Source organism: Seonamhaeicola sp., assembly GCF_028281565.1.
Lineage (GTDB): Bacteria > Bacteroidota > Bacteroidia > Flavobacteriales > Flavobacteriaceae > Seonamhaeicola.
Genome location: NZ_JANQJQ010000041.1, coordinates 69,940 through 86,695, shown reverse-complemented (window position 1 = coordinate 86,695; position 16,756 = coordinate 69,940). Strand labels below are relative to the sequence as shown.

The window sequence follows — 16,756 nt, the reverse complement described above, 5'->3', positions numbered from 1 at the left end:
TTATTCGCCTAATCTGAACCATATGTCCCATTCCTTCGTTTTTTTAAGGCATAAATTTGCATGCAGAGATGTGGTATAATTCATTCTTGATGATTTTTGAAATACCGTGAGAGAAATTTAAAGACTACTAAAAATAAATCATATGCATTTAAAAAACAAAATACACTTCTTGACCATTGTTCTAGTATCAAGCTTAGTATTTACTTCTTTTGCTCAGAACGCAAAAAAAGAACCTTATATGGAAACTTGGGAATCTGTTAACTCCGTGAACGCTGCTCCAGACTGGTTCAAAGATGCCAAATTTGGTATTTACGCCCATTGGGGACCGGTATCAAATGCTTTTGTTGATGGAGACCCAAATACGCGTTATGCAGGATGGCACGGAATGAAAATGTACGAGGACGGTAAAATAGTAAAAACAAAAAACGGACAACCAACCAGCAATTATGTACATCATAAAAAGAAATACGGTCATCCTAAAAAATATGGTTATAAACATATTATAGAGGAATTCAATCCATCTGGTTTTAATGCCAAGGCCTGGGCGGAATTGTTTGCAAAGTCAGGCGCCAAATTTGCAGGCCCTGTGGCCATACACCATGATAATTTTGCTATGTGGAATTCCAAAGCTACCCGTTGGAACTCCATGAACTATGGTGGTATAGACCCATCGGCAGAACTTAAAAAAGAAATTGAAGCCAGGGGCATGAAATTCATGGGGTCCTTTCACCATGCTTTTACCTGGAAATACTTTGCACCATCACATGCTCATGGGGGCATAGATCCTAAAGATTACGATCTTTATACCAATCCGCATTCTGTTGATTCAGACACACCAGATGAAGATTTTTATAACGATTGGTGGGCTAAACTAAAAGAGTTTATTGATATTTATCAGCCTGATTTAATCTGGTTTGACTGGTGGTTAGAAAATATGACCGAGGCGTGTAGAACTAAGTTTTTAGCTTATTACTACAACAAAGGTCTGGAATGGGGCAAAGATGTTGCTGTTTGTTATAAGGAAAGTACATTCAATGAAGATGCTGCCATCAAAGATTATGAAAGAGGCAGACCCAACCAACCTAAGGAAAACACCTGGTTAACGGATACATCGCCCGGCGCATGGTTTTACCGTCCCGGAGCTAAATTTAAAACGCCTAATGAGTTAGTTGACATCTTAGTTGATATTGTATCAAAAAACGGATTGATGTTATTAAATGTTCCGCCTAATCCTGATGGGACCATTCCGGATGTTATGGTCAATCTTTTAACAGACATGGGACAATGGCTGGAAGTAAACGGGGAAGCCATTTACGGAACCAGGCCTTATACTATTTTTGGTGAAGGACCGACACGCTTACCGGAAGGCGGGCACAAAATTGAAAAAATAAAAATAGCATATACCAATAAAGATATTAGGTTTACCAAAAAATCTGATAAAATCATTTATGCCATAGTCCTGGATAAGCCGAAATCGGAAACCGTTATAAAATCATTCACTACGCAAATAGGTGTTCTAAATTCTAAAATTGAGAACATAGAGTTATTAGGAAGTAATGAAACCATTGCATGGGAAAGAAACGAAAAAGGGTTGATCATAAAAGCGCCTAAATCTTATCCGTCTGATTATGCTCATGCCTATAAAATTACTTTAGAAGGTTATACTGAGAATGATATAGGTGGTGACACCGCCGCTCATGTAGATTAATAGCAAAACAATTTGTCTTTTTAAACAAAAAAAAGCCCTGAAAATTCCAGGGCTTTTACTTTTTCATGGCTAATAATTAGTCCTTTATTAACCTTCTTGTAATTGTTTTATTATCTAAAATTATTTTTATTAAATATAATCCGCTATTTAAATTTTGAGCAGGAACTCTAAGTTTGCTGACATTAGAGTAGGTTTTAATAAAAATATTTTTACCAAGCACATCATATAACTCAACTGATACTTTTGAATTATGCGTATTCAGGTTTATCACCAGGTTATCCTTAAAGGGATTTGGATAAATAGATACTTTTGTAAGCTCTGAAGTTTCATCTGTACCTAATGTACCGTCAAGTGTGGTAGCATTACAATCATCATCAATACCGTTTCCGGGAATTTCAGTAGCTCCTGAGTTGACCCCCGCTTTCCCGTCATCACAATCCCCGCTGGTCGCCGTAAGTTCTGAAGCTAGATAATAATCGATTGGTCGGGTACAGGACACTTGGGAGGTGCCTTCACTATAACCATCGCCGTCTGAATCTAAATACCAGGTCTGACCAGGGTATTCATCGTCATCAGAATCGTTACAGTCAGTCAATGGCAACACAGTTGTAGTGTATCCAGCTCCGGGGCTGGAACAACTTACCACTTTTGATATAGCGTAATTATCGCCATCGGCATCCAAATAATATGTTGAACTGGCGTTATCAATATCGGTTCCGGTCAAAGCAGCGTTATACACTGCTACTGCATCCATCTTTCCTGTAAAATAAGCGTCCGAAGAGTTTTTAAAACTATCGTTCCCACTTAACTTACCACCAATACCTCCATAACTAAAGTGATCTCCAATAGATGAAGCCGCACTGCCGGAACTGGCAACTTCGTCACCATCTATATACAGTTTATGGCTTGTACTGGCGCCATTGAACACTAAGGCTATATGGTGCCAATCCCCGTCGTTTGGAAACGCATGGGTCAACGTGGTAGCTAAGGAAGAAGATTCTCTGACAATTGACTCTAAATTTGAACCATTTAATCTGATAGCGATTCCAACATTTTGTCCGCCCTCATCATAAATATCCTGAATACCGGATAAACCGGTTGGCTTAATCCAGGCTACTACGGTTCTGGCTGCTGTAGAACTATTTAAGAATGAATCCGGCGAAGCATTATTGGTGGCGTATTGAATAGCTGCCGTACCATCAAAGACAACGGATTGATCACCCTCTTTAAAATCTACGGTATCAAACGTAATGGCACCGGATGGTGTGGCTGTTGGATCATGTCCATTTGCCGAAGCATCATCTGTGCCGCTTGCCGTATCAAAATCCCAATAGGCTTCATAACCGGCATCCGCCTGACATCCATCTGTTGAATTAGAAATTACCAAACAGGCAGCATCTCTAATTTGACTGGTGGACAATACGGTATTATACACTGCTACAGCATCCATTTTACCGGTAAAATTACTATCACTACCACCACTGCCAAAGGCATCTCCTGTGATAACTCCACCGATCCCTCCGGGACTACTGTGACTGTCTAAAAGACTGAATGCACTGCTTGTTGAGTTAGCCACTACACCATCAATGTATAGTGCCATAGTGGTATTGTTTCCATCAAATACAAGCGCTATATGATGCCATAAACCATCCGAAGGATAACTGGCGCTTACTGTAACATCCGGGTCGGTATTATTGGTTATTCTGGCTTCTAAATTAGAGCCATTTAATCGCAATGCTAATCCGTTACCTGAACCTCCTTCTTCAAAAATTTCCTGTGTCCCGCTTAATGCCGTAGGTTTGATCCATGCCGTAAAAGTTCTGGCTGTAGTGGCATCATTTAAAAATGTGCCATTACTGTATTGAATTTCTGTTGAACCATCAAAAACCGCCGATTGATCACCTTCTTTATAATCGGAGTTATCATAAGTTAAAACACCTGTCATGGGGTTTGGGTCATTATTATTTCCTGAAGCGTCATTGGCATCACTGGCCGTGTCAAAATCCCAGTAGGCATCATATCCGCTTGCAGCCTGACAACCGGCCATAGAGTTAGAGGTTGAAACAGACACATGAGCCGGCATAGGTACAGTACCCCCGCCGCTTCTGTAGGTTGGCAGTGGTGCCGATGTATCAGTTAAATGCACTATCATATCATCAATCATATCATTGGCAATATCGATTACCGCCTGGTCTGTACTTGGCAATAAATTGGTTGTCTCGCTTATATCATTGATAATATCATACAATTCATAATCACCGTCTTCGTAAAAATGATGTAACTTATAGTTCCCTTTTCTAATAACTGTAACGGGTCTTTGGTCTCTTTTGGAATCAATTAAATACCCCGGAAAATGCCAAAACAAGGCATCTCTGCTTGGTGCCGTACCGGTATTTAATAACCCCCATAAACTGGTGCCATCAATATTATATCCGCCTCCCGGTAAACTGGCTCCCGCCATTTCAGCAAAGGTTGGATATACATCAAAACCTATTACAGGTGTATTGTCTACAGTTCCTTTATTGGCTAACCAGGGGGCTTCCGACCACGCAATGGTTACGGATCTGATACCGCCTTCATAGTACTCACCTTTCATTCCTCTTAACGGACCATTTTCTTGTGTGTTTACGGCACCTCCATTATCGGAAATAAAATACACTAAAGTATTCTCAGACAGTTTTTTACCTGGATTTCTTGGATCATCAGTTACTTTTAAATAATCTATAATACGACCAATGGCCTGATCCATATTTTCCAAAATAGCCGCTAACCCAATGTTTGTATGTCCCATGGAGCTGGGACTGGTTGAGTGTTTCGTATTGTATTTATCATATAGATCGGGTCTTGCATGTGTTTGCCCTGTTGGACTATGAATGGCAAAATTGCTAAAATGTAAAAAGAATGGTTTTGCCGAACTGTAAAGATCCGGTGAGGGATCGACGTAATTGTTAGCATAATCCATAAAATCAATAGCGGCATCTACCATAGCATCGTTCACATTCTTTTTCTCGCCTTCTATATCGTAACCACCAACTGCTAACGCTGCAGATTCCGCTGCGGTATAAGGTGCGGCATACGTATCTAGTTCCGGGCCTATATTACTGTGAAACTCATAAGGCGCACTACCGGATGCATGATAAGCTCCCGGAGTCCCTTTGGTGCCTCCCCCAAAATTATAATCGAATCCCTGTTGGTAAGCATTATTATTTGAGACGGCTGTTTGCCAGCTGTTTTCACCTACGTGAAATTTTCCAAAATGGGCCGTGGCATAACCATCGGTTCCCAAAGTTTCTGCAATAGTGACTGCCGAAGCCGGTATTTCATCAACATTGCCATTAGAGGCAATTCCCATATCCGGTCCGATTAGTGTAGAATTGGAACTGGTATTTCCTCTGTTTAGGTCATAAACATTAAATACATTGTTATGAGGCCTCGCTGCATACTGGCCACTTAATAAGGCCGCTCTTGTAGGGGCACAATTGGCACCGTTAACATAGCCATGCGGAAAGGCAATACCTTCACTGGCTAACGTAGCTAAAACCGGCGTTTCATAAAAATCACTTTGGTTATTAAGGTTAGTAAGCCCGGTGCTTATTTGAGACCAACCCATATCATCTGCTATAATGAGAATAATATTGGGATCTTGTGCATGTAACTTGGGACTTAAAAACAATAACAGGAGTACAAAATAAGTAGTTACTTGTTTCATGGATGAGAGAGTATAAAATTGTTTTCAATAAATTTTATCAAATATATATCCTTTCATCGAAAAAAAAAGCATTTCGTCGATTATTTGATATTTTATCACAATTTTTTACGCATTTCATCGATTATTTATGTCTTTTAATCTATTGAACGCCAGAGAAAACTTTCATAATATCCGGTAATCATAAAAAAAGAAGAGCCCAACAGGCTCTTCTTTTTTAAATTACGGTTAACTAAAAAGTTTAACTAATCCTTGATAACGCGCTTATAAATAGTCTCGCCATCTATATCCATTCTAACGATATATTGCCCTACCTGGAAATCTTCTGTAGAAATTTCAATAGTTTCTTTGTTTGAGAACGATTTAAAGTAAACGGATTGGCCTATAACATTTAATATACTTACGTCAGCTTTATTATATGCCGATTCTATCTTAATAGTAAACTTATTATTAAACGGATTAGGATATAAAACGGCTGAAATAATATCCGATTCATCATCAATATCAGCTATATCATCTTTGGCTGTCTCTTTAGCTTCAATTACTTTGGCAGCACCGGAAGAGGTACATCCGTTAATTACAACATCATCAATATACACCCAATCCTGATTTCCTGAAGCGTCACATCTAAATCGTAATCTGGTATTTGAAGTAAATGGCCCCGGGATAACAACCTGATCTGTATAAAATGCATTATTTACAAACTCATCATCCCTGTTCCATTCTTCAACAGTAGTATAACTGCTACCACCGTTAGTAGAAATTTGCAACCAGAAATCTTCACTGCTATTATCCATACTTCTTGCATAATAACCAAAATCTACGGTAAGTTCTTCATAGATGCTTAAATCCAGATTATCCGTAGTCATAACCGATGTAGAGGTATCATCCCTTAATCGGATACAATACGTTCCTGTTGTAGCATATATAGCATCATTGGAACTTCTTCTGGCATCCGAGCCACCATCGTTCCAAATGCCCCATCCGGATTCAAAGCCTTCAGAATTAATTAAAGTATATATACATCCTGAAGACTCTACTGTTACGATCACATCATCCACATCGCTACAACCGTTTTGAGTAACGGTTACGGAATACGTAGTGGTAGTACCCGGACTCACTGTGATACTAGCCGTAGTAGCTCCGGTACTCCATAAATAAGTCCCGCCTCCCGAAGCAGTTAAGGTGATAGAGTCTCCTTCAGTAATAGTGACATCGGAACCGGCATCAGCTGTCGGCGTTGGATTTACCGTTACTACAACATCATCGTTTGAACTGCAACCATCGGATATGGCGGTTACGGTATAGGTGGTTGTTGATCCCGGACTCACCGAAATGCTGGCAGTAGTATCTCCCGTGCTCCATAAATACGTATCACCTCCAGACGCTGTTAACGTTGTGGAGTCTCCCTCACAAATGGTCACATCGGCTCCGGCATTGGCAACCGGTATAGCGTTTACGGTTACAATGACATTATCATTAGCACTACAGCCATTTGAGGTTGCAGTGACCGTATAGGTTGTTGTTGATCCCGGTGTTACATCAATACTGGCCGTAGTGGCTCCGGTACTCCATAAATAGGTATCACCACCGGAGGCTGTTAAGGTAGTGGTATCACCCTCACATATAGAAACATCGGCTCCTGCATCTGCTGCAGGCAACGGATTAACCGTTACAATCACATCATCGTTAGAGCTACAACCATTTGTTGTAACTGTTACGGTATAGGTTGTTGTTGCTGTTGGACTAACATTAATACTAGCTGTTGTTGCCCCGGTATTCCATAGATAAGTATCGCCTCCTAAAGCAGTCAAAGTGGTTGTATCACCTTCACATATAGTCACATCGGCCCCGGCATCCGCTGTTGGTACTGGATTAACGGTTACGGTTACGGAATCATTATCACTAACACCACAACCACTATAACTAACGGTTACCGTATACACTGTGGTTGACGTTGGACTAACGTCAATACTTGCCGTAGTAGCACCGGTACTCCATAAATAGGTATCACCTCCTGAGGCCGTTAGTGTAGTGGTATCACCATCGCAAATGGTAACATCCGGTCCGGCGTCGGCTGTTGGTGCCGAATTAACTGTTACAATAACGTCATCGTTGGAGCTACAGCCATTGTTAGTTACAGTTACGGTATAAGTAGTTGTTACACCTGGACTTACATTAATACTGGCCGTTGTTGCTCCGGTACTCCATAAATAAGTGCCTCCTCCTGAAGCTGTTAAGGTGGTAGTATCGCCTTCGCAAATAGCAACATCCGGTCCGGCATCAGCCGTTGGTGCAGCATTCACGGTTACCTCAACATCGTCATTAGCACTACAGCCATTGGTTGTCACTGTTACCGTATAAGTTGTTGTTAACGTTGGACTAACGTCAATACTCGCCGTGGTAGCTCCCGTGCTCCACAAATAAGTATCACCCCCTGAAGCGGTCAATGTGGTGGTGTCTCCTTCGCATATGGTCACATCGGCTCCGGCATTGGCAACCGGTATGGCGTTTACGGTTACAATGACATCATCATTGGAACTACAGCCATTGGTTGTCACTGTTACCGTATAAGTTGTCGTGGACGTTGGACTCACATCAATACTAGCTGTGGTGGCTCCTGTACTCCATAAATAGGTGTCACCACCGGATGCTGTTAAGGTGGTGGTATCACCCTCGCATATAGAAACGTCGGCACCAGCATCTGCCGCCGGTAACGGATTAACCGTTACAATGACATCGTCATTAGCACTACAGCCATTGGTTGTCACTGTTACCGTATAAGTTGTTGTTGACGTTGGACTTACATCAATACTAGCTGTGGTGGCTCCTGTACTCCATAAATAGGTATCACCGCCCGAAGCTGTCAAAGTCGTAGTATCGCCTTCACAAATGGTGACATCGGCACCGGCATCAGCTGTTGGGGCTGGATTTACAGTGACAATAACATCATCATTAGCACTACAGCCATTGGTTGTCACTGTTACTGTATACGTGGTAGTTGACGATGGGTTTACATTGATACTTGCCGTAGTAGCTCCGGTACTCCACAAATAGGTATCACCTCCGGATGCTGTTAAGATGGTGGTATCACCATCACATATAGTTACATCGGCACCGGCATCTGCTGTTGGCAATGGATTAACCGTTACAATCACATCATCATCATCGGAATTTCCACCTACAAAAGCGGTAACCGTATAGGTTGTTGTTGACCCCGGACTCACGGTAATACTAGCCGTGGTAGCACCGGTACTCCATAAATAAGTATCGCCACCACTGGCTGTCAAAGTTGTGGAATCCCCTTCACAAATAGACACATCCGGTCCGGCATCGGCAACCACTGAACTTAAACAGGCCGCTTCTTCCACCTGTGCAAGCGTTAAAGCACCATTATAAACAGCGTATCCATCCATTTTTCCCGTAAAGTAACTATCGGAAGCTTCCCCAAACGGATCTTTTCCTCCAATAACACCACCGATTCCACCAATGCCGGTATGGGTAGCAACTGAGCTCAACGCACTGTTATCAGAAGCCACTTCAACACCGTCTATATATAGTTTCATACTGGTCGCTCCGCCATCATATACAAACGCCACATGATGCCATGCACCATCTGTTGGATAAGGCGTACTTATTTGTGTTAAATTAGTCGTACCACTTCTAACAATGGCTTCCAGATTAGTACCATTTAAACGAACCCCTAATCCCTGGTTTCCTCCTCCTTCATCCATAATGACCTGTAATCCTGATAGCGCCGTAGGTTTTAGCCAAACTGTATAACTTCTTGTTGTCAGGGCATTGGTTAAAAATGACCCGGAGCTATATTGAATATCTACAGAACCACTGAATACAGCTGACTGATCGCCTTCGGCAAAATCAGTCGAATCAAAAGATAAAGTGCCGTTAATTGGATTCGGGTTATGATTATTCCCGGAAGCATCATTAGCACCATTGGTCGTATCAAAATTCCAGTAGGCTTCATAACCTGCAGGCGCTTCGCATAAGCCACCACCACCCCCTCCGGGTTCCGTACTGATAATATAGGGCAACGGAACGGTTTGTCCATTACTCCTATAGGTTGGAAGTGGCGCATTAATACTAATTAAATGGTTTTGCATATCCGTACTCAAATCATTAGCAATGATTAAGGTAGCCTGATCCGGATTACCGGCTAATAAATTGGTGGTTTCACTCATATCAGTGATCAGGTTGTACATTTGATACGAAGCCGTTTCATAACTATGAATCAGCTTATAATCGCCTTTTCTAATAACGGTCTGAGGTCTTTGATCCCGATTGCTATCAACTAAATATCCGGGGAAATGCCAATAGATAGCTTCTCTGGTCATAGCTGTTCCATTGGTCAGCATTTGCCATTGGCTTGCCCCATCTATAGCATAACCTCCGCCGGGAAGTGAAGCACCGGCCATTTCAGCAAGTGTTGGGTATAGATCAAAGGCTACAATGGGCGTATGGTTCACTGTTCCTTTATTCGCTAACCAGGAGGCTTCCGACCAGGCTAAAGTAACCGATCTGATACCACCTTCGTGCAATTCACCCTTCATACCTTTTAACGGGCCGTTATCATCAGTGCCTCTGGCACCACCATTATCAGAGATAAAATATACTAATGTATTCTGCGATAATTTAAATCCGGGATTTCTCGGATCATCCGTAGTTTTTAAGTAATCTACCAAGCGCCCGATGGTTTGGTCCATACCTTCGGCAATGGCTGCCTGCCCCACACTATTGTGCCCCATTTGACTGGGTGGTTTCGCCTGATACTTGGCAACAAGGTCCGGCCTTGCGTTACCGGTATCGAAAGGGCCATGGATCGCAAAATTGCTAAAATGCACAAAGAACGGCGAGTTCTTATTAGCTTCCATCCAATCTATGGCAGCATCGGCCATAGCATCCGTAACATGCTTTTTTGTTCCGGTCAATGAACTGTTACCTGCCAACATCTGAGATTCCGCTTCCGTATACGGATCGGCATAAACATCTAATTCGGGGCCTATATTGGCATGAAATGTATAAGGTGCACTACTGGAAGCAAAATAGTTCCCGGGATTTCCTTTGGTTCCGCCTCCGTAATTTACATCAAATCCCTGGTCTGTAGCTGCATTGTTAGTACTATTAGTACTTTCATTTTCACCAACGTGGAATTTACCAAGGTGTACCGTGGCATAGCCAGCTGTTTTCATCGTTTCTGCAATGGTAACCGCACTAACCGGCAATTCATCGATGCCCGATGGTAAGCCTTGTGACGGGCCAACCAGTAAAGTGCCGCTACCGCCTCGGTTCAAATTGTCCACGGCCCAAATATTATTATGGGGCCTGGACGCATACTGACCACTTAATAAAGCAGCCCGAGTGGGGGCACAATTAGCACCGTTAACATAGGCATGTGGAAAGGCTATACCTTCACTGGCTAATGTTTCTAAAGTTGGGGTCTCATAAAAATCACTGGGATTGTTTAAGTTGGTCAGTCCCGTACTTACCTGGGACCATCCCATATCATCGGCAATAATAATGACAACATTTGGGGATTGAGAGAAGAGAGCATTCATGCATAAAGCAAATAGCAATAAACACAATTGTTTTATTGTTTTCATAAAGTTTAGGGATTGGTTATTCAACTAAAGTAGGCGATTCTGATTAAAAAAATTAGCACGGACAAAACTTTTCGCCAAAAAGAAATTAACAATTCTTAATAACGTGATAACCCCTTAAAAACCAGATAAATCAAGACTATATATAAAATACTACAACCGGGTATATAAAGCACTACAAAACACTAAAAAACATCAAAAAACATAACTAATTAACAACCAGTATATTAACTTAAAATTCATAGATTAAATGTTAACGAAACGTGTATTTCAACGATTTTTTTTGCGTTTCATGGATATAAATCATAGGTTTGTGTCCAAAATAATTAGTCCCCAAACTAAACTTAGTCTCTCATGAATAAGGTTTCTACTCTTTTAAAATATATCCTATTAGGGGTATTTATATGCTTCTGTTCGCTCCTAACGGCACAGGACTTTAAAATACAACAGATTCAGGATGACATAGGTAATTCCGGAGGCACCAATACCAGTTTTACTGCCGTTTCCTCTCTAAACAACGCCATTGCTTTACCATCAAATAACCGTAAAACACATGCTGGTAGGTCAGATTCTAATGATACTGCCCTGGAAGGTGATGATATGGCAGGTGCCCGTGTACTTACCGGAACAGGTACACTTACCTATTACCGGGAATCCGGATCCATAAGTAATAATATGAACTTCCAGACCAACATCTGGGAATACATTGGTACACCCGGTGGGGCTAACGAGTTTATCGTTAGAGGCCGTTATACGGCGAGCTTACCTACAGGAGGTACAGGTTTAGGATACACTTATGTAGATATTGACGTCTCAGGTGCCGGTATAGTATCCCCTAATAAAGTAGTGCCATTCATCACGGGAATCATGAACGATGACACCAATAATGGTGCGGATTCGGCAACCGGTATGGCGCATTTATCCTCCAGTACTAACTTAGTGGTCAGGAAAGGTACAAGTGATAATAATGTTACCATTTATATTACTTTAGTAGAGTTTACAGGTTCCAATTGGACCGTATTGCATGGTGATGCCTCCTCTTCTGCTGCCACAGGTTCCATTACACTTTATGATGGTTATGACGCCACAGGTACAGCCACCGGTGTAAGTTCCTGGACCAATGCCTTGATCTTTACGCAATCCAAAGCGCAAACAGCTGCCTCAGGAGGTAACAAGGAAAAAATTCGTAGCCAGTGGCCGGTAATGAAACCAGGTGCCGATACGCAAACTGTAGACTGGTCATTTGACGCCAGCAGGGATACCGGTAGTAACCAAAACAGGCACTTTATACATGTCATCAATAACCCAACCATGACTGTTACCAGGTTTTCAGACACCAGTTTTGCTGATAACGAATCTACTGTAGATATCACGTCTGCAGGATTATCGGATTTAACACAATCCATGGTTGTGGGATCCATGTATACGGCAGGTAATGGTAGTGGTTACGGACAAGGTTGGAGAAACTACTATTTAAACTCATTAACTCAGGTGGCACACTGGGCGCATAGAAGCGGACATTCCAGTGGTGTTTCTCACGAAATTCAAATTGTGGATTTTGTATCTGCTCCTGTAACCACAACACAGGGACCTGGTGGATTCACTGCTGAAATTCAACTATGGCTAAAGGCCAATACAGGGGTTGAAGAAGCCGCCGCTGATGCTGCAGAAAATGGAGACGCCGTATTAAACTGGTTGGACCAATCTGTAAACTCTAACAATGCTACACAGGCTACAGGAGCTAATCAACCTGTTTTTACTGAAGCAGCTATCAACTTTAACCCAACAGTTGATTTTGATGGTACAAATCATGAAATGACTGCAACTACAGCTCCAAATACTACCATGACCGTTTTTACCGTAGCGGAAGGGACTTTTAGTTCGACTAAAAGTTTATTAAATCTTGATAACGGTGCTAACGGTTCTGTTGATTTAGAACAAACCGCAGGTACTACCATTCAGGGTAGTTATCATGATGGTTCCGCAACTTCCGGTTCTGTTTCGGGAACTATTACTTCCGGAACGCCATTCTTAGTGAACTATGATCATGTAACAGGTGGAAATTCGGAGTTATTCCTTCAGGGGGTATCGCAGGGAACTGCTTCCGCTAACGCTGATAACTTATCGGGATCCTTAACGGCCGGTATTGGTGCTGATCCTTCAACATCATCAACAAGATGGAACGGAGGCATCGCCGAAATGGTTGTTTATAACCAGGCGCTGACTTCAGGTGAAAGAGACAAAGTAGAATCCTATTTCGCTATAAAATACGGTATTACTTTAGGTGCCAACGGAACCTCCCAGGATTATGTAGACTCTGATGGCACAGTGATCTGGGATCAATCGGCTAATGTAGGTTATAACTATAATGTTACCGGTATTGGTAAGGATGATGCGTCCAATTTAGAACAAAAACAATCAAAAACAGTAAACACTACAGATGATATCACCGTTGGTATTAAACAGATAGCAACTACCAACTCAAGTAATTCAACGAATTATTTCGAAGACAAATCGTTCTTAATCTGGGGACATAACAATGGTTCTACATCAACGGCAGGTACTGACATTACCAAAGATTTTAGTTCAAGTACAAGTGTTACTACCAGTGTAAGCGCCACACCTATACAAAGAATATGGAAAATGGTGGTGACAGACACCATACCTACCATTAAACTTTCTATTCCGGAATCTATGGTATCCGTTACCAATCCCGGAAGCGAAGAATATATTATGATCATCGCCGATGATGCTGCCTTTACTACTAATGTGACTTCGGCAACCATGGAAGATGTTGGAAGTGACCTGGAAGTGGACTTCTACTTTGAAGGCACCAAGTACATCACTTTTGGTTCAACAGCTATCACTGCTGAAATGTCCAGAGCCGTTAGTTTTGACAGAACTTTGGATACCTACCTGTCTGCCGGTGACGTCAATGACCTGGCCAATACGGATTATACGATCAGTGCCTGGGTAAAACGAAATACAGGGGTAGGAAAGTTTGATGTAGTATCTAAACGTAATTATTTTAACGAAAACAGGGATATAGATCCGGGGCCGGATAATGACGGTAACTATACCCATGGTTATGCCTTCAGGATCAACTCAAGTAATCAATTTAGAATGGTATGGCGTGACCCAGCAGACGCCTCAAATAACATTATGCAGACCTCGGCTACCATACCGGAAGATGAATGGCACCATATTGCTGCCACTTTTGATTCTTCTACCAATATGACCAGCCTTTATATTGATGGTTATCTGGAAGATCAGGACGATACTCTGGATCCCATGAATGTTCCGTCGGATGCTCACTTTATGATCGGTGCCGCCCACCATATCAAAAGACAACAAAAACATGATGGTTCCGTGGATGAAGTCCGTGTTTGGAACGTAGCACTTACCGGTGACCAGATCCGTTATATCATGAACCAGGAAATTGAACAGAATGCCTCTTTAAATGCCGATGGTAAAGTATTGCCGTCTGCCACCACAAAGAACGAAATAGTATCTGTTCCCTGGAACAATTTAATAGCTTATTACCCCATGAGCCGTATGGTATTTGGCAGTGTTAAAGACGAATCTAACAGTGGCAATGATGCTTCTATGATCAATTATTCCCACCTGGATGCGCAAACGGCTCCGCTGCCCTATCAAACCACTCAAAATGGCGATTGGGATAATGAAACCACCTGGGTAAATGGTGATGTTCAATACCTTCCCGGGGTAGATTCATACTTAGACGCTTTAGAAACTATTGATTATAACATTGTAGAAATTAGTCATAATGTAACAATGGATAACTCAAATACAGCATTAATTCCGGCAGACAGAAATGGTAACAGAACCGTATTAGGCTTAATAGTGAACAGCGGTGATCTGCAAATTGACGGTAATACCGCTACTAATGCCGGGTATTCATTAACTGTATCACATTATTTAAAATTAGACGGGACCATTGACCTGGAAGGGGAATCACAATTAATTCAAACCACAGATAGTGATTTTGATTCGTCCAGTTCAGGTTCATTAGAAAGAGATCAACAAGGAACCACCAATACCTATAGATATAACTATTGGTCGTCTCCGGTTTCCCCAACCAGTAATTCCAGCTATACGGCTGCTGGCATCATATCAAATGTTGGCTTTACAACATCGGGATATGATGGCAACACATCACCGGTTGAAAATGCCGATTATTGGATCTGGAAATATGCCAATAATGCCTCTAATGATTATTCTCAATGGCAGCATGTACGAAGTACAGGCTCTATTTTACCGGGCGAAGGATTTACCATGAAAGGACCCGGAACCGCCGGCTCAGATCAGAATTATGTTTTTAGTGGCCAACCAAATAATGGTGATATTAGTTTAACTATTGCGGCAGGTAACGATTACCTAGTTGGTAATCCTTACCCTTCTGCACTTGATGCCAATGCCTTTTTACAGGATAATTTAGGTACTACGGATGGTGGTAATAATCCGGCCGGTAATATCATCAATGGTGCATTATACTTTTGGGAACACTATGCTGTAGATTCCCATCAATTATCAGATTATCAGGGAGGCTATGCTACATATACTTTAATGGGAGGTGCCTTAGCGGTAAACAATGATACCAGAATTGACAATGACGGATCTTCCGGGACCAAATTACCGGAACGCTATATTCCTGTTGGACAAGGGTTCTTTGTTTCGGCAATTTTAGATACCGATTTAGTAAGTGATCCAAACGACCCGGGAATTACACAACCTATTGTTGGAGGCAGTATTCTATTTAAAAACAGCCAACGTGTTTTCCAAAAAGAAAATGTGTCAGGCTCTAATACAGGATCCGTTTTCTTAAAAGGAAAATCTAAAGAAAAAGGTCAAACAACCAAAACAGGTAATCCGGTAGATGACAGGCAAAAAATAAGGATCATGTTTAACACCCCTGATGGCTATCACCGTCAATTACTTGTGGGTGTGGATGAACGTGCTTCCAATAATTTTGACCTTGGTTTTGACGGGCCTTTAATTGAAGATAACAAGGAAGACCTGTTCTGGACACTAGGAAACTCCAAACTTATTATTCAGGCGGTAGATAACTTTAATGATACGCAAGTATTGCCCCTTGGAGCCAAAATAAGTAAAGATGGACTTGCTACTTTCAGTATTGACGGATTAGAAAACATTGCTGATAATTTAGATATTCTTTTACATGACAAAGAATTGAGTGTTTATCACAACTTAAGAGAGAGCCATTACGAAACATTCATAACTGCTGGTGAACACCTAACCAGATTTGAATTGACTTTTGCCTCATCTTCTTCCTTATTGGAAAATGAAGACATAACCAATGAAAACTTACAAGTATATTTTTCTAATGAAAAAGAAAGTATCATCGTCCTTAACCCTACTATAAGGCATATTGAAACTATTAGCCTGTATAATATATTGGGGCAATCTATTATCAACATAGATGCCAATACAGATGAAAACTATTTAGAGGTAAAAACCAAAAATATTAAAACCGGGACTTATATTATCAAGATGCTATCCGAAGATAAGATGATCTCTAAAAAAGTCTTAATAAAATAACCCCCTCACTTAGAAACCTTTGTTAAAAAGCTCTGGAAATTTTTCAGGGCTTTTTTGTTAAAAACATACTTTTTATCGGATTTTTTATGCATTTTATCGATAATTACAATATTTTTCATATATTTGAAAAGCTAATACTATTAAAAT

The 16,756-nt window shown here is 41.3% G+C and carries 4 protein-coding genes; 2 read left to right on the top strand and 2 right to left on the bottom strand.

The window, feature by feature from the left end:
- Positions 1 to 142 precede the first annotated feature (142 nt).
- Entirely contained in the window at positions 143 to 1,708 is a 1,566-nt protein-coding gene (locus tag Q0983_RS16460; RefSeq protein ID WP_299555834.1) for an alpha-L-fucosidase, read from the top strand.
- Between the two features lie 76 nt (positions 1,709 to 1,784).
- Here the strand turns inward: Q0983_RS16460 and Q0983_RS16455 are convergent, their stop codons facing one another.
- Both Q0983_RS16455 and Q0983_RS16450 read right to left on the bottom strand, forming a co-directional pair.
- Positions 1,785 to 5,417, bottom strand: a complete 3,633-nt coding sequence (locus Q0983_RS16455; RefSeq protein ID WP_299555831.1) for a LamG-like jellyroll fold domain-containing protein — start codon at positions 5,415 to 5,417, stop codon at positions 1,785 to 1,787.
- A 242-nt stretch (positions 5,418 to 5,659) separates the two neighbouring features.
- Positions 5,660 to 11,032, bottom strand: coding sequence for a sulfatase-like hydrolase/transferase (locus tag Q0983_RS16450; RefSeq protein WP_299555829.1), 5,373 nt, complete (start codon positions 11,030 to 11,032; stop codon positions 5,660 to 5,662).
- A gap of 351 nt (positions 11,033 to 11,383) precedes the next feature.
- Between Q0983_RS16450 and Q0983_RS16445 the strand changes: the two genes are divergently transcribed.
- Entirely contained in the window at positions 11,384 to 16,609 is a 5,226-nt protein-coding gene (locus Q0983_RS16445; protein ID WP_299555827.1) for a LamG-like jellyroll fold domain-containing protein, read from the top strand.
- Positions 16,610 to 16,756: the final 147 nt, after the last annotated feature.

What these genes read in the sequence shown, in the direction of transcription:
- Q0983_RS16460 (WP_299555834.1), top strand. Translation starts at nt 143, where the DNA reads ATGCATTTAAAAAACAAAATACACTTCTTGACCATTGTTCTAGTATCA.
- Q0983_RS16455 (WP_299555831.1), bottom strand. Translation starts at nt 5,417, where the DNA reads ATGAAACAAGTAACTACTTATTTTGTACTCCTGTTATTGTTTTTAAGT.
- Q0983_RS16450 (WP_299555829.1), bottom strand. Translation starts at nt 11,032, where the DNA reads ATGAAAACAATAAAACAATTGTGTTTATTGCTATTTGCTTTATGCATG.
- Q0983_RS16445 (WP_299555827.1), top strand. Translation starts at nt 11,384, where the DNA reads ATGAATAAGGTTTCTACTCTTTTAAAATATATCCTATTAGGGGTATTT.